At 72.0% G+C, this 20,683-nt stretch carries 7 protein-coding genes; all 7 read right to left on the bottom strand.

Annotated features, from left to right (window positions below):
* Positions 1-1,581, bottom strand: coding sequence for a BON domain-containing protein (locus tag DB32_RS30645; protein WP_053236197.1), 1,581 nt, complete (start codon positions 1,579-1,581; stop codon positions 1-3).
* Between the two features lie 52 nt (positions 1,582-1,633).
* The gene (locus DB32_RS30640; RefSeq protein ID WP_053236196.1) at positions 1,634-5,221 is read right to left on the bottom strand and encodes an Ig-like domain-containing domain; all 3,588 of its coding nucleotides are present in this window, start codon (positions 5,219-5,221) and stop codon (positions 1,634-1,636) included.
* Between the two features lie 21 nt (positions 5,222-5,242).
* Positions 5,243-8,866, bottom strand: a complete 3,624-nt coding sequence (locus DB32_RS30635) for an Ig-like domain-containing domain (RefSeq protein ID WP_083457968.1) — start codon at positions 8,864-8,866, stop codon at positions 5,243-5,245.
* Between the two features lie 100 nt (positions 8,867-8,966).
* A complete protein-coding gene (locus DB32_RS30630) occupies positions 8,967-10,967 on the bottom strand; it encodes a hypothetical protein (RefSeq protein WP_053236194.1) in 2,001 nt (666 codons plus the stop codon).
* Between the two features lie 36 nt (positions 10,968-11,003).
* Positions 11,004-13,181 carry a hypothetical protein gene (locus DB32_RS30625; RefSeq protein WP_053236193.1) on the bottom strand — a complete coding sequence of 726 codons (2,178 nt, stop codon included), beginning with the start codon at positions 13,179-13,181 and terminating at the stop codon, positions 11,004-11,006.
* Between the two features lie 35 nt (positions 13,182-13,216).
* Positions 13,217-17,011, bottom strand: coding sequence for an Ig-like domain-containing domain (locus DB32_RS30620; RefSeq protein ID WP_083457966.1), 3,795 nt, complete (start codon positions 17,009-17,011; stop codon positions 13,217-13,219).
* A complete protein-coding gene (locus DB32_RS30615) occupies positions 16,914-20,621 on the bottom strand; it encodes an Ig-like domain-containing domain (protein WP_053236191.1) in 3,708 nt (1,235 codons plus the stop codon). The genes DB32_RS30620 and DB32_RS30615 overlap by 98 nt, the downstream gene beginning before the upstream one ends.
* Between the last annotated feature and the right edge of the window lie 62 nt (positions 20,622-20,683).

The raw sequence follows: 20,683 nt of genomic DNA, 5'->3' as shown, positions 1-20,683 counted from the left end.
CTACTCGATGCGCACCGGCGCAGGCGTGCGCGGTGCGACGCTCTCGACGGCGCGGATCGAGAGCTCGTTGACGACCTCGAGCGCGCCTGCGGCTTCCGCCTCGCGCTCGGCCTCCCGAAAGGCGCGCACGTCGTCGACCTCGCCGCGCAGCGTCGCGACGCCTTCGCTCGCGGTGACCTGCACGTTCATGCGGTCGAGGAACGGGTTCCACTCGAGCCCGCTCTGCACTTCGGCGGCGAGCTCCCAGTCCTCGAGCGGCTCGACGTCTTCCTCGAGCGCGATCTCGTCCGCGACCTCGCGCACGCCGACGATCCGCGTCGCGACGTCGCGCGCAGCCCGCTCGAGGAACCGCGAAGGGACCGTGCCGCGCAACGTCACGCGTCCTTCGCGCGCCTCGACGTCGATCTCGCTCTCGCTCGTCCACGCGCTCGCCGCGAGGCGCTCGGCGACGCGCTGCTGGAGCTCGCCGTTCTCGACCGCGTCGGTCTGCACCTGGAGCTGATCGCCGACGCGCCGGACCCCGACGACGTTCAGCGCGTCCTCCGTCGCCGACGCGCGCGCGTACGCGCTCGGCACGATCCCGCGCAGCGTCGCGAGCCCGGACGTGACGCCGATCGCGAGGTTCGGCGCGCGGACGCGCGGATCGTTCGTGATCGTGTCACGCACCGCGCTGGTGATGCGGCCGTCGTCGAGCGGTGTCGCGTCGCGGCGCAGCGTGTCGCGCGTCCACCACTGCACCTCGAGCGCGTGGGGATCGATCACGCGCGCGCCCGAGACCTCGGCGAGCTCGTGCGCGACGTCGCGCTCGGCGACGCTGCCGACGACGCCCGAGAGCGCGACCGTGCCGTCGTCGACCATCACGTCGATGCCGGCGGGATCGATGCGCACGTCGCGCTCGATGCGCGCGAGCACCGCGGCGCGGATCTGCTCGTCGGTCGGGTCGCCCATCGGCTCGAGCTGGAGGTCGTTCTGGACGGCGCGTACGCCGCGCACGGAGCCCGCGATCTCTTCCGCGAGGCGCGCCTCGGTGAGCGTCCCGACGACGCTGCGGAGCGTGACGACGGAGTCGTGGACCTCGATCTCGATCGCGCGATCCGCCATCGCGGGATCGAGCTGGATCGCGCGGCGGACCTCGTCCTCGAGCGTCTCGTCGCCGCGCGCCGCGCCGCGGACCTCGATGCGCGAGACCACGTCGACCACGCCGCGCGTCGAGGCGGCGATCGCGCGCGCGCGTCGCGCAGCGGGCAGGTGCGGGACGGTGCCGCTCAGCGTGGCGACGCCCCGATCGATCGCGACCGCGACGGCGTTCGGGGGGAGCGCGTCGTCGCGCGCAAGGCGCCGCCTCAGCGCGGCGCCGATGTCCTCGTCGTCGATCGAGGTGCGATCGTGCGCGGTCTCCTCGGTGCGCGTCGCGACGCCGCGCGACGCGGTCGCGGCCGGTCGCGTGGTGGTCGCGCGAGGTCGCTGCACCGTCGTTCGCTGCGGCTCACCGCCACACGCGAGCAGCGAAGCGCCTCCGAGGCAGACGATCAGCGCGCGCGCACCGCAGCGCGCATCTCGTGAGGCTCGGGGTCTCGGCATGGCTCGGTCCTCCTCGGCGAGAGGAGGACCAAGCAGGGGCGATGCCGGATCGTCAGCGCTCCAGTCGGTACCAAGCGCCCTGGCGCTCGAGCGACGTGGAGAAGACGAAGATGTCGCCGGTCGAGCGCTGTAGATCCCAGGCGCCGTCGCCGGACTCGCCGCGCCAGATCGCGCCGAGGTAGCGCGGGCTCTCGCCAGCGGGATTCTCGATCACGTGGATCGAGCCCGCGTCACCCGACAGATAGAGGTACCGAGGTGACGTGAGGTCGTCGAGCGCCATCTCGGCGGCGGCCGACGACGACGGTCCGGTGCTGGCGGGGAACGTGTAGATGCGCGTGGGCAGCACGGGCGTCCCTCCCGCGAGATCGGCCCGCGCGAGGCGGTAGAGATCCGGTCGACTCGCGCCGGGCGCGCGACCGAAGAAGTACAGGAACTGCGCGTCGGCCGCGACGCCGGTCACGTTGTAGCCGTCTTGGATCTGGCCGAGCGCCGCCGGCGGTCCCGCGGTCGTCGTCGACAGCTGGAACACGCGCGCGTTCCGTACGGTCGTGCCGCTCGTGAGCCGTTCCTCGACGGCGATCAGCGACGTTCCATCGCTGGTCAGCGCGTTGATGAAGCCCGTGTAGGTCCCGCTCGGCGCGCCGAGATCCCAGACCTCGGGAGCCCACGCACCGCTCGGGTCCGTGTAGCGGAACACGCGCTGGCTGCTCGAGAGCGACGCCTGCGTCACCGCGAACAGCGCCTCGCCGACCGTGACCGCGGCGCGGCCGGCCGCGTGCACGTCGAGTCCGCCCTCGAGGTGCGACGGGCCGCCGGCGGCGGGCGCGTCGATCACCGCGAGCAGACCCATGTTCTGGTAGAGCCGCGTCGGCGTGGCGGCCAACCACGTCTCGCGATCGTAGTCGTCGAACACCGTGCCTGCGAGCGAGGGCGGATCGATCGGCACGCGCGCCGCCGGCTGCGCGCCCGCGCCGTCGTAGTCGATCGGCTCCACCGCGAGCGAGCGGATCAGCGCGCCCGATTCGATCGCGACGCAGACGCGCGAGCCGATCGGCGCGAAGTGGAACAGCGGCCGCACGCTCGCGTCGTCGGCGCAGCCGATCGTGCGTCCGCTCGCGGCATCGACGAGCGCGATCGCGCCGCCGAGATCCGCGCGCACGTGCGTGAGCTGCTCCGTCGAGTCGAACGCGTACCACGTCACGTTCGCCGCCGGCGTGAAGCAGCTCGGCGCGTCGTAGCGCGCCGCGTGATCGGGCATCACCGGCACGCTCGTCCCCGGCGCGATCGGGATCGCCGTCGCGCAGCTCGAGCCGGGCGCAACCGACGCGGGGATCTCGCGGATCTCGACGCGCGCGCCCGAGAACGTGCGGCCCGAGAGCCCCGACGACAGCCAGACGTGCACCGGGCCCGCAGGACCGCGCGCGGTGAAGCGACGACCGCCCGTGCCGGCGCCGCTCACGCACGCGCCGCGGGTCGCGCCGGGCGCGTCGGGGCGGCACCCGCCGAACACGAGCTCGCTGGCGATCGTGAACGTCGACGCGGTGACCGAGACGTCGAGGACCGTGTCCGCCTCGCTCTTCGTGAACGAGAGGACGACGTCGTCACGCTCCGTCTCGACGCACGCGAGCCCGTCGTCGGGACCGTTCGCGTCGTCGACGTCGACCGACGAGCCGAGCGACGCGGGCACGTCCCACACGTGCGGCGCGCCGGGAGCGGTGGGCGCGGTGTAGATCGCGCTCGTCGTGTCCCACGCCGTCTCGCAGGTCTCGCCGTCGCGGAGCGTCGCGACCTCTTCGACGGTGATGGTGATGTCGCCGCGGCTCGCGGTGTTCGCGACCCAGAGGAAGTAGTCGCCCGCGGGCACGTCGAGCACGACGTCCCACGTCCGCTGATCCATCGCGCAGCGCACCATCGCCGATGCCGCGGCGGGGTCGCGCGGGTCGCACACGCCGCGGAAGACCTCGAGGTCGACGTTGTTCGTGGCCGTCGTCGCGGTGATGCGCAGCGCGCGCCCGTTCCCCGAGGCATCGCTCAAGTCGGGCGTCGTCTTCGTGTACTGCACGACGGCGTCCTGACCGCCGTGGCCCTCGACGTCGCACGACTGGCTGCCGTTGTTCCGCGTGCGGAGGTTGCCGCGGAGCAGGAACGTCGTGCGGCCCGTCGCGGGATCCGTCGTGCCGTGCTCGAGCTGCAGCGGGTCTGCGCACGACGCGCCGGTGGGCGTCGCGGTCGTGAAGTCGAGCACGCCGTCGCCGAGGTACGCGTGCGCATCGGAGAGCGGCGTGCCGGTGCGATCGCGCAGTGCGCGCGCGTCCACCTCGTAGGTGCGGCCGGCGCGGAACTCGAAGGGCACGATCAGCGTCGTGCCTGCGCCGGTCCACGTGCCGGTGACCGTGAAGGTGCCGCCGACGTTGTCGCGGACGGTGACCTCCGCGGTCGACTCGTCCATCGTCTCCGAGAACGCGAGCCGCACCTCCCCGACCGGGTTCGTCACGCCGGTCGCCGCCTCGAGCGGCGTGCTCGCGACGACGAAGGGCACGAACGCATCCGTGCCGGTCAGGAAGTCGAGCTCGCCGTCGACGAGGTAGGGCTCGGGCGCGAGCGCATTGCCCGCGACGTCGCGCAACCCTCGCAGATCGACGCGGATCGCGCGATCGAGGCGAAGCCGCCCCGCGACCGCGATCTCCGCGCGGCGCGCGTCGGGCCAGCTCACGTCGACGTCGACGGGCGCGTCGGTACCGACGTGGATCGGCACGCTGGTGATGGCGGTGTCCATGTCCTCGTCGAACGAGACCTCGAGCGTCCCGCCGAGCTCGAGCACGCCCACGTCGACGTGGCCCTCGACGGGCCTCGACGCGATCGCACGCGGCGCCTCGTCGTCGGGCCCAGTCGTGAAGTCCAGCACGGCGTCGCCGCCGAGCGTCGTCGCATCGAGCGCGTTCCCCGCGAGATCGCGGAAGCCCTCGAGCACGACGCGGTAGCTCGTGTCGTGCGCGAGATCGACGAGCGGGTAGGTGACTGCGGTCGCGCTCCACGACGGCGCGGTCGCGTCGAGCGATCCGGGGCCGCCCTCGAGCCGGACCGTTCCGGCGCCCTGATCCATCGGCTCGCTGAAGCGGATCTGCAGCGCGCCGGCGCGCACCGAGACATCGCTCGCGCCCTCCGCGGGCGAGCTCTCGACCACGGCGGGACCGTCGTCGTCGGCGGTCGTGAAGCGCAGCACGAACGGGCGCGCGACCAGGTTGCCCGCGCCGTCGCGCCAGTCGTCGTCGAGGCGGATCTCGATCTCCGACGCTGCGGGCCAGCCGTCCGGCGCGTCGATCGTGAGCGTCTCGCCGTCGACCGAGGCGTCGGCGCCCACGACGAGCTCGCCTTCCGCGCGCGCGCTCCACGTGCCCATGCGCATGGGCTCCGAGAACGTGATCGTGACCGCGCGATCACGCGCCACGTCGACGCTGCCTTCGTCGGGATCGGTGTCGACGATGGTCGGGGCGGTGCGATCCGGCGCTGCGGCGTCGGTGCCGCCGTCGACCGTGGGCACGTGCGCATCGGCAGGCGGGATCACGGTGTCGTCGCGCTCGCAGCCGGCGAGCGCGAGCACGAGGGCGAGGAGAGCGCGACGGATCGTCGAGTTCGTCATGGTTGGTGTCCTCACTCGTGCTCAGCGGATCTCGACGAGGCTGCCCGCGGCGTCGGTCACGGTCTCGAACAGGAAGAGCGCAGGGACGGTCGGATCGAGGGCGAGGCCGTGATCGGTCGAGCGCCCACGCACGACGACCGGGCCTGCGTAGGCCGGGGTCGCGGTCGACGCGCCGAAGATCGCATCCACCGTCGCGATCGATCCGTTGGTGCGCACGTACAGCACGTCGCGCGCTGCGTCGTAGACCATCGATCCGTTCGTCGTGTTGAAGCTGACCTCGCCGGGCGGCGTGAGCGGCTGCGGCGTCGCCGTCGCGAGCGTCGCGCGCGGCAGGCGGTACACGCCGCGCCCGAGCCCGGTCGTGCCGATGACGAACACCCAGTCGGCGTTCGCGGCGATCGCGGTCGCGTCGCGAATGCCGCTGTTCATGCCGATGCGGATCGCACCGCCCGCGGTCGTCAGCGACGCGGTGAAGAAGCTCGTCGGCAGCGTGGTCGTGCCCTCGTTGGCCATGATCACGGTGTCGGTGCCCGCGATCATGCCCATCGCGTCGATGTCGCCGGTGCCGTAGCTCGAGCCCGGGTCCCACGCGGTGCCGTTGGGCGTGTCGAGCCCGCCCATCGACGTGATCAGGCGGAACAGGCGAGACGGACGCGCGGCCAAGTTCGTCTCGTCGACCGAGTAGAGCGCGTCGCCCACCGTCACCGCCGCGTTGCCGATCGAGTAACGCGTGACCGGGACGAACGTGCCGGCACCGCCTGCGCGGGGGAACGTCACGAAGCCCGCCGTCGTCGTGCTGTCCGGGGTGATCCCGAGGTGGAGCTGCGTCGGCGAGAGCGCGAGCCACGCCTCGCTCGTGAGCGTGACGCCCTCGGGCCGCGTGACCGGAATGACCGTCGCGTCGCCGTCGATGCCGGTCCAGTCGAGCTCGCGCACCGTGAGCGCAGTGATCGAGGCGCCCGAAGGCACCGCGATGCACACCTCGGAGCCCGCAGGCGCGCGGCGTGGCATCGGGACGACGCTCGCGTCGTCCCAACAGCCGAGCTCGGCGCCGCTCGTGCGATCGATCAGCGCCATCGGCGCGGTACCCACGGTGCCGACGAGGTCGAGCTCGCGCGTCGTGGTGTAGCGGTAGTAGGTGACGGGGCCGCTCGTGATGCAGCTCGGCGCGAAGTAGCGCGTCGTGGTCGACGGCGTGATCGGCACGGTCGCGTCGGGGGTGATCGGGATCGCCGTCGCGCACGTCTCGCCGGGCGCGGCATCGACCTCGCGGGTTCGGATCGTCACCCGCGGGAACGGCTCGGTGTTGGCGCTCGTCGGCACGTACGAAGCGAGCCAGAGCCACACCGGGCCGGCAGAGGCCTGCACCTGGAACGAGTCGCGCGACTGGATGCGGCGCGTGCACTGGAGCGCGTCGCCGCTCGACGCGTCGCACGCAGCGCGCGCCTCGACGTAGATGCCGCCGTCTTCGCGCGGGAAGGGCTCGACCGTCACGTCGAGGAAGCTGCTCTCGCGCGCCTTGTCGACGCGGACGACGCCGTCGGCGCCCTGCGCGGACACGCAGCTCAGCGCGTCCTCGCCGACACCGCTCGCGCCGTACTCCATCGAGCGCAGCGCGTCGAACGCGACGGTCCACTGGTGCGAGTCCACGCCGGGCGCCGAATGGTTCGACGACGTCGACGTGTACGGCGAGCCACAGGACTCGCCTTCGGGCAACGCCGCGACCTCTTCGACGCGCACGGTCGCGCCGGGGAACGCCACCTGGAACGTCATCGGCGGCGACGTGCCCTCCGTGACCTGCCCGCGACGCTCCGCGAGCCACAGGTAGTAGTTGCCCGCGGGCACGTCGAGGTACTGCACCGAGCGGAGGCGCGCCGGCGCGCAGATCTCGCGGGTGCCCGTCGCGCCGGTCGCGAGCGCGGGATCACACGCGCCGCGCAGCACCTCGAACTGGACGCCGTTGAGCGACGTCGCGCTCACGACCTCGATGCGGAGCGCGCGCCCGCCGCTCGCGATGTCGGGCGTGGTCTTCACGATCTCGATCACGCCGTCGCGATGCCGGCTCGTCGCGGTCGTCCCGCAGGTCGGCGCACCGTCCTGCGCGCCGAACGCGGCGGGCGCGATCGTCCAGACCCACGCGTCGCCGTCGCGCGTTGCGACCGCGGTCGTGAGCGGATCGGAGCAGTCCTCACCGGTCGGCGTGCCCGTCGTGAAGTCGAGCACTCCGTCACCGAGGTACGGGTGCGCGGGATCGAGCGCGTTGCCGCTCGCGTCGCGCAGCGCGCGGAGATCGAGGGCGTGCGGCGCGTTCGACCCGATGCCGTCAGGGATGGCGAGGAGGAGCCGCGTGCCCGCGGCGTTCCACGTCCCAGCGAGCGCGCGCGTGGTCCCTCCGCCGACGAGATCGAGCTGCGTCGTGGTCGTGTCCATGGCCTCCGAGAAGAGGACCTCGATGCCCATCGCGCGCGTGGGCACGTCCGTCGCGCCCTCCGCGGGCGAGGCGAACACCACGAACGGGATCGCCTCGTCGGTCGGGCTCGTCGTGAAGACGAGCTCGCCCTCGCTGAGGTTGACGTCGAGCACGAGCGCATTGCCCGCTGCGTCGCGCATCGCCGAGAGATCGACGCGATGCACGGCCTGCGCGGACACGCGGCCGGTGGCGGCGAAGGTGAGCACGGTCCCATCCGCGCTCCAGTTGCCGGTCAGCGTGGTCGGCGCGCCCTCGCCGACCGCCAGCGAAGCCGTCCGACGCGAGACGTCCATCGACTCGTCGAAGGTGATGCGGATCGACTCGAGCGCGACGACGTCGAGATCGAGCTGCTCGTTCGTCGGATTGGAGTCGACCACGCGCGGAGCAGTGGTGTCCGCGACGGTGGCGAAGTCGAGCGCGCCGTCGACGAGCACCGCGGAGGCCGCGAGCGCATTGCCTTCCACGTCCGCGAAGCCGTCGAGCGCGATGTGATACGTCGTGCCCCACGCGAGCCCCGAGACCGCGACGTGGAGCTCGTCCTCGCCGGCCCACGAGCGCGCGCCGAGAGCTCCGGGCCCGCCGCTCAGCGCGAGCGTGCCGAGGTACGGGTTCATCGGCTCGCTGAAGCGAACGACGATCGCGTCGAGGTCGCGCGCGACGTCGATCGCTCCTTCCGTAGGCGTCGTCGAGACGACCGAGGGCGGACCCGCATCGCTCGTCTCGAACGTCAGCTCGAACGCGTCCGTCTGGGCGTTGCCCGCGACGTCGGTGAAGCCCTCGACCGTGACGACGACGCGCGAGCTGCTCGGCCACCCTTCGGTGGGCGCGACCAGGAGGACGTCGCGCTCGGGCGACCACGTCGGAGCCTCCAGCGCGATCGTCGTGCCCTCGCTCGTGGCGCGAACCGTCCCGCCACCCTCCGCGATCGCCTCGCTCCAGCGGATCTCGACCGCACGCCCGCCAGCGACTTCGGTCTCACCAGCGCGCGGGCGCGTGGAGGTCACGACCGGCGGCTCGAGGTCACGGCCGCCGTCCGCGCCGGCGTCGACCGGCGGGACGTGCGCATCGACCCGTGGCATCGACGCATCGACGCCGGGGCTCACACCGTCGTCGTCTCCGCACCCGACCAGAGCGACCAGCAGCGCGAGACGCACGCTCCACGAGCCTATCCGCATGCACCACTCCCTCCGAGAGGGGCGGACGCCCACTCCCCGACGTCTGCAGACGTGCTCGACGCGCGCGTGATCGGCTCACGCGCGCGTGAGAAAGTGCGAATCAACCGAAGATCGGCGGCTCGATCGTGGGCGGCACGAGGAAGTAGATCGTGCGCGAGTCGAGGATCGATCCGTCGCCGCGCACCGTGATGCGCGCGCGGAACACGAGCGGGCGGTCGTGCGCCTCGACGCGATCGTTGTCGCGCGCGACCACGTCCCAGCACACCGGCGTGCCGGGCATCAGCGACGGGTACGAGTCGCGGAACCCGTCGCCGTCGGTGTCGGCGGTGGAGTCGACGATCGTGCAGCCGCCGCCGCCGGCCGCGTTCACCTCGATGCGGTCGACGAACTGGAGCGCGTCGCCGTCGTCACCGTCGGCGTCGTCGCGATCGATCGTGACGAAGATCGGGCGGTTGCGCGCGATGTTCCGGATCGCGTCGCTCACCGCCGCGGTCACGGCCGCCTCGCTGCCCTGCACGTAGAGCGGGGCGCCCGACGCATCGAGCGAGTTCGACGCACGCGCGATCGCCTCGAGGTGCATCCGCGGCGAGGCCGACGCGTCCGCGTCGACGCCGACGAACAGGATCTCCTCGGCGCGCAGGCGCGTGCCCGCAGCGACCGCGGTGTTGACCGGACAGGCGCTGCACTGGTTGGTCTCGTCGGTGATCGTGACGAGCATGCGGACGGCGTCGCGGCGGAACGCGGGGCAGCCGATGCCGCCGGGCGTGCACTCAGCGCCGCTGCACGCGGTCGGATCGGCCACGCACGCGACGCTCTCGAAGAGCGTCTCGTTGGCGCCGCCGCCGTTCGCCGACGCCGGGATGCGCATGCGGGTCATCGCGGGGTCGGGCTGGAGCTGGAGCAGGTTGCGGTAGCTCGAGGGATCGCCGGAGTACACGCCGACGCCGGTCCAGATGTCGGCGATGCAGCCGGTGATCTCGGGATCCTCGATGCACCGACCCGCGGCGCTGCACACGTACGGCGCGGCGCAGCCGATGTCGCCGGCGCACGACGCGCCGGACTCCGCGCACGTGAGCTCGTCGATGATGGTCTCGACGGCGCCGCGCATCGACGAGATCTCGGTGCTCATCGAGCCCGTCGTGTCGAACTGGAAGTAGACGTCGGCGTACTGGATGTTCGTGCGGAAGAGCAGCGTGTCGCGCGCCGGCTCCGCCGCCTCCTGGAAGGGCATCACGAAGACGAAGTCGCCGCGCGTGCGCGGGCTCTCCGAGATGTCGTTGGGATCCGTGCCTGCGCCGACCTCGATCAGATCCGACACGCCGTCGCCGTCGCTGTCGGGCTCGAGGCGATCGGTGCCCTCTTCGATCTCGATGCCGTCGGGGAGACCGTCGTTGTCCGCGTCGCGATCGCGGAAGTCGGCGATGCCGTCGTCGTCGGTGTCGATCGGGACCGAGCGCACGTCGTCGTCACCCGCCTCGTCGCTGTCGCTCACCGCGTCGTCGTCGGAGTCGAGATCCCACCAGTCGGGCGTGCCGTCTCCGTCCGAGTCGAAGCCGTACTCGTGGCCGTCGAGGATGCCGTCGCCGTCGGCGTCGATGTCGCGGAAGTCGGGCGCGCTGTCGTCGTCGTGGTCCGCGGGGAAGTCGGTGCGATCGCCGAGCTCGCGCTCGTCGGTCACTCCGTCGTCGTCGTCGTCGATGTCGGCCGCGTCGTGGGTGCCGTCCTCGTCGAAGTCCCCGGTGCCCTCGCGCGAGTCGGGGATGCCGTTGTCGTCGCTGTCGCCGTCGCGGAAGTCCGCGATCCCGTCGCCGTCGGAGTCGCGGGGGCCCGTCGTGAGCACGCCGTCTCCCGCCTCGAGCGAGTCGGGAAGGCCGTCGTTGTCGCTGTCGGTGTCCTCGAAGTCCGGCGTGCCGTCACCGTCGGTGTCGACGCGCAGCAGCGCTTGCTCGTCGGCGTCTGCGATGCCGTCCTGGTCGGTGTCACGGCTGAAGTCGGTGCCGCCGTCGTCGCTCGCAGGAGGAGCGCCGTCGTCACACGCGACGATGGGGAGCGCCAGCGCGCACACCAGCGCGAGGCGGAGCAGGAGCGAGAGCGTTCGCATCGGAAGACCTCGAGCAGCTCGGGAAGAAGCCAGCGATCAGGGCTCGGCGAGGTACGCGACGATCGAGTAGGGCCCGACGGCGCCGCGCGAGGACTCGACGACGACGTAGTAGGTGCCGGCGTCCAGCGTGCGGTTGAGCAGCGCGGACCCGCCGCCGCTCGCGCACGCGAGGTCGCTCGACGGCGTCGCGCAGTCGCTGCGCAGGCCGATCGCGAGCACCTCGGGGCTGCCGTCCGTGCGGCGCGCGACGAGCGTCACGTTGCGGCGCTCGGTGATCACGAGGCGGTGGATCGCGTCCGGGCTGCCCTCGGCCGCGCACCCGAGCACGTCGTCGCCCGCCGCGAGGAGATCGGCGGTCGCCGGCACCGCGTGGACGAGGTCGGTCGCGCCACCGCAGGTGTCGTTCGCCGGCGGGAACGTCGGCGGCTCGAGGCGCGCGCTCGCGACGATCGACCCGCTCGCGAGCGCGGTCGAGACCGTCACGTGGTAGGTGCCCGCGGGCACGCGGAGCATGCGCTGCTCGATGCGCGGCGTGCCGCTCGTGCAGCTCGTCTCGGTGGTGAGATCACCGCAGTCGCCGGCCACCGAGACGTAGTGGATGCCGCCGACCTCGGTCGTGAGCACGACGTCGCGCAGCTCGGTCGTCGTGAACGAGAAGCTCGCGTCGCGCGACGACGTGGTGTTGCCGCCGCAGGTCGTGCCGTAGTCGATCTCGACCGAGCTGAGCGGCACCGAGACCATCGAGTTCGTGATGTCGAGCTCGGAGCTGCACGCATCACCGGGGTTGCGCATCGCAGCGGGCTGGATGTCGGCGACGAGCCGCCACGTCGTCGCGGCCGTCGACGAGCTCTCGAGCAGCACGTAGTAGACGCCGGGCGCGACCGACCGGCGGAAGATCTCGGCGCTCGCGCGCTGCACGCACGCGATCGCGGTCGCCGGGCTGGTGCAGTCGCGGACCAGCGACAGATAGGTCGTCGTGCTCGAGCTCGCGGTCGTGCTCGCCGTGAGGCGCACGTCGCTCGGCTGGGTGATGACGAGTCGGTACGCGACGTCCTTCGCGGTGCCGGTCGCGCGGCACGACAGCGTGTAGTCGTGGTTCACGTCGCTGAAGAAGCCGGTGAACGTGCCGCCCGCCGAGATGTCGACGGTGGCGTCGTTGCACACGTCGACGCGCTGGATCGGCGTCGCCGTCATCTGCGCGACCGTCAGCGAGAACGTCGAGCCGGTGCTGGTGCGGACGATGACCGCGTAGTCACCCGCGGCGAGATCGCGCGCGAGCACCTCGTTGTCGCGGCAGTACGCGTCGGGGCCGCTCGCGCACGACGCCCAGGGACGGATCGCGACCGAGCCCGTGCCGCTCTCGACGCTCAGCGTGACCTGCACGTCGGCGGGGTCGTCGAGGTGGATGCGGAAGACCGTGTCCACGCCGGTCGGGCGGCACCCGAGCGCGTAGTTGTTCGCCGCGCCGCGCGTGGTGCGCACGTACGTGCCCGGCCCCGGGAGCATCTCGGCCGTGTCGCACGTGTCGTTCGCCGCGCCGCAGGTCGGATCGCGATAGTCCGAGAGGCCGTCGCAGTCGTCGTCGTACGCGTTGCCGCAGACCTCGGTGCCGCCGGGCGAGATCGCCGCGCCGACGACCGGGTCGTCGTTGCAGTCCTCGCCGCCGCAGCGCTCGTCGGCGAAGCCGTCGCCGTCGAGATCGCGCGCGATGAACGCGCAGCCCGTCGTCGCGTCGCAAGTGCCGACGGTGCACGGGTCGCCGTCGTTGCACGTCAGGCGCAGGCCGGGACGGCAGCCGAGGCCGGGCACGCACGACTCGGTGCCGTTGCAGACGTCCTCGTCGGCGCACATCTCGTCGCGCCCGACGAACTCGCAGCGATTCTCTTCTTCGTTGCAGGAGTCCGCGGTGCACTCGATGTCGTCGTCGCACGGCGCCTCGTGCTGCACGCACGTGCCCTCCGTGCAGACCTCGACGCCGTTGCAGAAGCAGCCGTCGTCGCACTCGCGCGTCGACGTGCACGACGCGCCGACCGTCGAGTCGGGATCGCACTCGAGCGGACCGGCGTCGGGCGTGGCCTGCGCGTCGCGGCCACCGCCGTCGAGCATCGCGGCGTCGGGGCGCATCGGGTCGCGTTCGCCGACGGTGCAGCCCGCGCCGAGCGCGGAGGCGAGCGCCGTCAGCGCGACGAGCGCTCGGAGGGTGCGTGCGTGCATTCTCGAGATCTCCAGCGATTCGTGCGAGGGAGCGATCAGTCGAGGCGGACCCAGCGATCCGGGTTCGGGGTGGTGTCCAGCAGCCACAACGAGGGTCCGCGCGGGTCGTAGCCGAGCCCGCCGTTCTGTGCGCTGGCGGGCGCGCGCCAGAGCGCGCCGATCCAGCGCGGCGTCTCGGCGCCGGGATCGACGACGATCATCGCGTTGCTCGGGCTGGTCGTACGGAAGTAGAGGACGTCGGCCTCGGTCGTGTCGTCGACCCAGACGTCGCCGCTGTCCGCCGAGAGCGAGCCCGCGTAGAGCACGACCGGGGTCTGCGTGGGCTGCGCGAGCTGGTCGCGACGGAGCCGGAAGATCGACGGGTGCCAGATCGAGCCGGGGCTCTGGGTCTCGTCGTAGCCGCCGGCGATGCGGCCGTTGAGGTAGAGGTACGTCGCGTCCGCGGCGATGCCGTTGACGTCGACGATGGTGGCGTTCGAGCCGATCGCCACGGGCGCGCCGCCAGTCGCCGGGATCGTGTAATAGGTGGTCGGGTCGCAGCATCCGTCGCGCGTCATCGGCGCCTGCGACGAGGTGCGGTGGGTGGTCGCGACGATGAACTGGGTGCCGTCCCAGGTGATCGCACCGAGCGGAGCCGCCGGGTACCGGAAGTCCTCCGGAGGTGCATCGAGCGCCACGGGCGTGGCGAGGAACGCGCCCGTGGCGTCGGTCACGCGGAACACACGTGGCGCGTTCGTCGCCGTGTTGTTCGTCGTGATCACGTAGAGCCCTTCGGGGCGCGCGACCGCGCCGCCGCCGACCGTCGTCGTCGTCGCCCCGGTGATCATCGTCTGCGTCACCACGCCGCCCGAGGTCGACAGGCGCTGGATCCGTCCGGACAGCCCCGCGCGGAACACGTCGTCGTCCATGACGGCCATCCAGCCACCAGTCAGGACCGAGACGCCCGACGCGAGCTCGACGGGATACGTCGTCTCGATGCCGCGGGGTCCGTCGTACGGAATCTCGTCCACCGTGATCTGGGTGACGCCACTACTCGACGAGAGCGCGATGCACACCTCGCGGCCGACCTCACCGAAGACCGGCAGACCCGGCGTTCCGACGGTCGTCTCGTCTTGCGCCGAGCAGCGCAGCACCTCACCGCTCGCGCGATCGACCACCGCGCCGGTGGTCGGGCCGTTCGTGCGCACCACCGCGAGCCCCTGCGCCGGCGTGTAGCGGAACCACGTCACGCCGCCCGTTTCGAGGCACGCCGGGACGTAGGCGCGCCACGGGCGGTTCGCACTCACGACGTTCGTGCCCGCGGTGAGCGGGATCGCGGTGGCACAGGAGTCACCCGGCTGCGGCTCGAATTCGGTGATCTCGACCGTCGCCTGCGGCATCAGCGGCCAGTTCGCGTTCGGGTCGCTGCTCGTCGTGCCAGTCGGGAGGGCGAAGCGCCGTTGCGACACGAGCCATGCCGCGAGCGGCCCCGCAGGACCGTCGAACGTCCATTCGCGCTCGAGCGGCGTCTGATCGACGAGCTCGCACGCGAGCACTTCAGCCACGCCGGGATTGCAGCCACGCACGAGCTCGAAGCCCAAGCGTGCGGTCGGGTCGCCGGTGGTCACCCGCACGTTCAGCAGGCTGGTCGCCGTCTGCTTCTCGTACGTGATGACGGCGTCCTGGCCGCGTGCGCCGTCGGGCGAGCACGCGAGCGCGCCCAGCGGGCCCTCGGGAAGCGCGCCGCGGTCCGGCGAGATCGCGTATCCCGCGGGGAGCGTCCAGCGGTGCGGAGCGCCGTCGCGAGTGGGCGCGGTGTACATCGCTCCCGCGTTCGTTGCGTCGAGAGGAGCCTCGCAGCTCTCACCCGCGCGAACCGTCGGCACTTCCTCGACGCGAACGGTCGCGCCGTCGAAGGTGTTGGCGCCGTCGCGGGCGACCCAGACGAAGTAGTCGCCGGGGCCGACGTCGAGCCAGGTCTCCCACGAGCGGCGCCCCGTGAAGCAGCGCGCGCGCGACGCGTCGGCGTAGGCCGGCTCGGTGCGACAGTCGTTCGCGAGCACGTCGACGTCGAGCCAGTGCGTGCTCGTCGCCGGCGTCACGACGATGTGTAGCGCCGACCCGCCGGCGTCCGACGCAGCCGTCGACTTGCGATAGCGGACCAGCACGTCGGGGCCGTGGCCGTCGAGGTCGCAGGGCGCGCTTCCGTCGGCGGAGGTCGCGCCGGCCGGGATCACCCATTCGACGAAGCCCGCGCCGCTCGAGGTCGCCTCTTCGTTGGTCAGCGCGTTGCCGCAGCCCTCGCCCGTCGGCGGAGCCAGCGTGAAATTCGCGATGCCGTCGCCGAGATATGCGTGGGCGGCGTCGACGAGCGTGCCTCCTGCGTCGCGGAAGGCGCGCAGGTCGAGGCCGTACGCGCGACCGGCCTGCAGGCCCGGCGAGGTCAGCGTGAGCACCGTGTCACCCGACGACCACGTGCCCGAGAGCGTCGTCGTCGTGCCGTCTCCGGTGAGCGGAGCGGTCGTCGTCGACGTGTCCATCGCCTCGCTGAACACGACGACGATGGACAGCAGACCGCCCGGGGCCGTCGAGGCCTCCTCGGGAGACGTGAACGCCACGAACGGCACGAAGAGGTCGCTACCCGTCGTGAAGTCGAGCGCACCGTCGACCAGGTAGGTCGCGCCGTCGAGCGCGTTCCCGGCGCGGTCCCGGAGGCCGCTCATCGTGACTCGGTGCGGCGCCGCCGAGGTGAGGCGGCCGGCGACGTCGAGCACGGCGCGACGGCCACCGCGATCCCAGACGACCTCGAGCTCCGTCGCCGTTGCGCCGACCTCGAGCGCGAACGCGCCGGCGCCCTCGTCCATCGGCTCACTGAACGTGATCGCCACGCGCGAGACGAGCCCGACGTCGACGTCGAGCTGCGCCTCCCGAGGCGTGCTCTCGATCACCACCGGCGCGCGCGTGTCGGCGCCCGTCGCGAAGTCCAGCCGACCGTCGTCGCCGAGCGCCGAGGTGTCGAGCGGATTGCCCGCGACGTCCTCGAAGCCATCGAGCACCAGCTCGTAGCTCGAGCTCGGCTCGAGCCCCGACACGGTCCACCGCGCGACGCGATCGGTCCAGCTCACCGCGCTGAGCGTCGGTTCTCCGGGGCCTTCGAGACGCGCACGGCCGGCGGCGACCCGCATCGGCTCGCTCGTCTCCACCTCGATCGTCGCGAGCGCCGCGTCGACGCCCGTCGCGCCCTCCGCGGGCGCGGTGCGCACGATGGTCGGCGCGACCGCGTCGTCGGTCTCGAACTCGAACGAGTGCGCGGGTGCGAGCGAGTTCCCCGCCTCGTCACGGAACGTGCTCCCGACCGTGACCGTGATGGTCGTGCCAGTCGGCAGCGCGTCGACGGGCATGAACGTGACGACGGTGCGCTCGTCGTTCCACGCGCCGTCTCCGAGGTCGATCGCGCCGTCGTCCGACGCGGCGCCGATCGCGCCGCCGCTGACGTCCATCGGCTCCGAGAACGCGATCGCGATCGTCGTGTCGGTCCGCACGCCCGACGCGCCGTGGCTCGGCGTCGTCGCGATCACCGCGGGCGGCGTGACGTCGCCCGCATCCGTGTCGCCGTTCGACGCGTCCTCGATCGGACCGGCGTCGGGCGTGATCGGCGCGTCGTCGTCACCACAGCCAGCGAACGCGAGCGCTGCGATGACGAGAGCGAGGGAAATGCGCTGGAGGACGGTCTTCTTCATCGTTGCGACTCCCTCAGTCCAAGCGAACGAAATTGCCCTGGGTGCGCGTCTCGGTCTCGAACAGGAAGATCGACGGGCCTGCCGGGTCGTAGGCCATGCCGCGGTCGCCATCGCGCCCGTACGGGCTGATCGGGCCCAGGTAGATCGGCGTCGTCCCACCGGGATCGCGGATCACGTGGACGTGCCCATCTCCGCCGCGCACGTAGAGGTACGTCGCGGCGACGGTCGAATCGACTGCCATCGGAGCCTGCGCGACGTCGGTGATCGCGCCCGACGAGTTCCTCGAGACGTCGAGCGGGATCGGGGCGATGCGCTGCGGCGTCATCGTCGTGAGCTCACTCCGGCGCACGCGGAAGACGCCGAGCTCCCAGTCGGTCGCGGCCTGACGACCTCCGGCGAAGTAGATCCACGTCTCGTCGGCGGCGAGCCCGACGATGTCTCGCTGCGCGCTGCCACCGACGTTCCCGAGCGAAGTGGAATCGGCCGGCGCGGTCGGGCTGAATCGACGGATGACGACGGGCACGGTCGCGGAGTAGTCGTTCGAGACCAGCAGCGACGTTCCGTCGAACGTCATCGCGCTGAACATGCGCGCCGGCCACGTGACGGTGGCGTCCCAGGGCTCCGGCGTCGTCTGCCACGTGCCTGCGGGATTCACGAGCCGGTACAGGCGCCCACTCGATCCCGAGAGCGCGTCGTCGAGCGAGAACAGAGCCTCGCCGATGGAGAGACCTGCGCGCCCGAGCGCGCTGCTCTGCGAGGTGAGCACGGCCGCGCGCGTGCCCCCGCTGCGCGGAGCCGTGATGACCGTGCTGCTGAGGCCGAGATAGAGCGTCGTCGGCGTCGCCGCGAGCCACGTGTCGCCGGCCATCGAGATGAGATTGCCGTTCGTCTCGTTGATCGGCGGCAGCACCCCGAGGTCGGTCGCATTCCCCATCACACCCGCGTAGGGGAAGCTGGCGATCTGCAGCCCACCCACGTTGCTGTCGTTGCGCACCGCGATGCACACGTCGCGGCCGGCGGGCATCAGCGCGAGACCCGGCACCTCTCTCGCGTCCGTGCCGCACGTCAGCTCGCGACCGCTCGCCGCGTCGACGACGGCGATCGCTCCGGCGGTCGCAGGCGTGCCCGCCTGCAGGGTGTGCACCACCGTCGCCACGTCGGTGGTCGTCAGGCGGTACCAGGTGATTCCGTCGGTCAGACGCGAATCCGACGTCCAGTTGCCACCCTGCATGCAGCTCGGCACGTCGAGGCGCGCGGGCGAGGTGGGGGTCACCGGCGTCGTCACGTTGGGCTCGATGCGAATCGCGTTCGCGCACGAGCTGCCCGTGGTGTCCGCGAACTCCTGCACGCGGATGCGGCTCGGCTGGAGGTCCGTCCGCTGCATGTCCTGGGCGACCCAGAGGTAGTACGGACCCGCGGGTCCGCCGAACGTCAGGCGACGCGGTGCCGTGAGCTGATTTCCGCTCGCCTGGAAGCGCGCTTCGCAGAGCAGCGACCGCGTGGTCGCGAGGCGCGGGTCGCACGCGTCCAGCACCTCGACGTGGAACTCGTTGCCCGAGGCGGTGGCTTCGGGGACGACCGACACGAGCGAGTCGTTGCTCGTCTTGTCGATGCGGATCACGTAGTCGACGCCCTGCACCTGGTCGGGGTCGCACGAGATGCCGCTGTCGCCCGGCCACGAGTCGTCCATGTCGACGCTGCCGTGCGTGTTCGCCGGGATCGTCCAGACGTGCTCTCCGCCCGGCGCACTCGGTGCGGTGTACACGGGCAGCGCGGGGTCGGCCGTGTACGGGTTCGCGCAGCTCTCGCCGACCGGGACCGTGTCGACCTCTTCGATCGTCACCGTGATCGGCTCGTCGAGGAGACGGCCACCGGTGAGCGCGGTCCACACGTAGTAGTCGCCCGCGCCGACGTCGAGGTACTGATCCCAGACGTAGCGGTCCCACTGGCATGTGACGCGCGCGTCGTCGCCGGCCTCGGCGGCCTCGCCGCACGCGTCGCGGTACACCGCGAGCGTGACGCGATCTCCGGAGCTCGGCGTGGCGGCGCGCACGTGCAGATACCGCCCGCCAGCCGATCCCGCCGCCGTGGTCTTGCGATAGCGGACGAGCGCGTCGGGCGAGATCTGCGCGCTGGGCGCGCCGGCGTAGTGGCAGGCGCTCCCGTTGTCGACGAGCGTCACGGACGCAGGCGCGATCACCCACTCGTAGCCGCCGCTCGGCAGCGTGCTCGTCGCTTCCCCGGCGCGGAGCTCGTCGCGGCACTGCTCACCGCGCGGGCGGCGCGTCTGGAACTCGAGCACGCCGTTGCCGAGGTAGGGCGCGTCGGGATTGACGGGGTCGCCGTTCAGATCGACGAACGCGCGCAGATCGAGCGAGTACGAGCGCCCGGAGTACATCTGCTCGGACACGTCGACGTACGCGCGCGTGCCCGCGAGGTTCCACGTCACGTTCGCGTCGAACGGAGCCTCGCCGTCGTCGACGCGCACCGTCTCGACCGCCTCCTGATCCATCGCGCGGTCGAACGCGATCTCGACGCGCGCGAGCTGATGATCCGCGATCGCCGAACCTTCGTTCGGATACGAGAACACGACGATCGGCACCGTCGCGTCCGCGCCGGTGTCGAAGTCGAGCGCGCCGTCGCCGAGGTACGTCGTCGTGTCGAGCGCGTTGCCCGCGACGTCGACGAAGCCCGCGAGCACCACCGAGTGCGGCGCGTCCGGATAGAGCCGGCCCGCGACCGGCATCGTCAAGCGGCGGCCGCCGTCCGACCACGTCCCGCTGAGCACGGTCTCGAGCCCACCCGCGCGCAGCGTCGCGGTTCCGACGGTCGTGCTCATCGGCTCGTCGAACACGATCACGATCGACGGAGTGCCGCGGAGCGCGACGTTGACCTGGCCCTCGCTGGGCACCGAGTCCGCCACCTGCGGCGCGTCCTCGTCGGCGCCCGTCGTGATCTCGATCGCGCCCTCGTCCAGGTAGACCGACGCGTCGAGCGCGTTGCCCGCGCCGTCCGTGAAGCCCGTGAGCGCGATGCGATACGTCGTGCCGTACGCGAGGCCCGAGAGCGGCGCGCGCAGCGTGCGCCCGTCGAGCCACTCGAGCGTGCCGATGGTGCCCGCGCCGCCACTGAGCGCGAGCGTCCCGACGCTGTTGTCCATCTGCTCGTCGAACGTGATCGTGAGCGCATCGACGCGCGCGCTCAGATCGGTCGCGCCCTGCGCGGGATCGCTCGACGCGACGACCGGCGGATCGGTGTCGCCCAGCTCGAACACCAGCACGTAGGGCAGGGCGAGCGTGTTGCCCGCGACGTCGGCGAAGTCGTCCTCGAGCGTCACGGTGACGCGCGCTTCGCTCGGAAGCGCCGCGCGCGGCGTGATCGTCAGCGTCGTCGAGTCGTCGCTCCACGCGAGATCGACCTCGCGCGTCTCCGCGCCGGCGCGCACCGACACCGTGCCCGCGGTCTCGTTCATCTCCTCCGAGAACGTCACGACGATCGTCGTGCTCGGAGCGACGCCGCTCGCGCCCTGCTCGGGCGAGGTCTCGGTCACGCTCGGCCGCACGGTGTCCGGCACGAAGCCGTCGACCGGTGGCGGACCCGAGTCGATCGGGGTGGGACCGGAGTCGGGCACGAGGACCGGACCTCCGTTGCCGTCGCACCCCGCGCTGATCGCGCCGAGACACGTCGTGAGAGCGAGCGCGAGCGAGATGCGGCTTCGCATGAGTCGGAATTCGCCTCCGTCCTCACTCGTGCACGCAACCGTCACGATCGGCTCACGCGTTC

Origin of the sequence: Sandaracinus amylolyticus, assembly GCF_000737325.1 — a bacterium.
GTDB classification, from domain to species: domain Bacteria; phylum Myxococcota_A; class Polyangia; order Polyangiales; family Sandaracinaceae; genus Sandaracinus; species Sandaracinus amylolyticus.
Note: the sequence above shows the minus strand (reverse complement) of the source record. Positions and strands in the feature narration are given on the sequence as shown.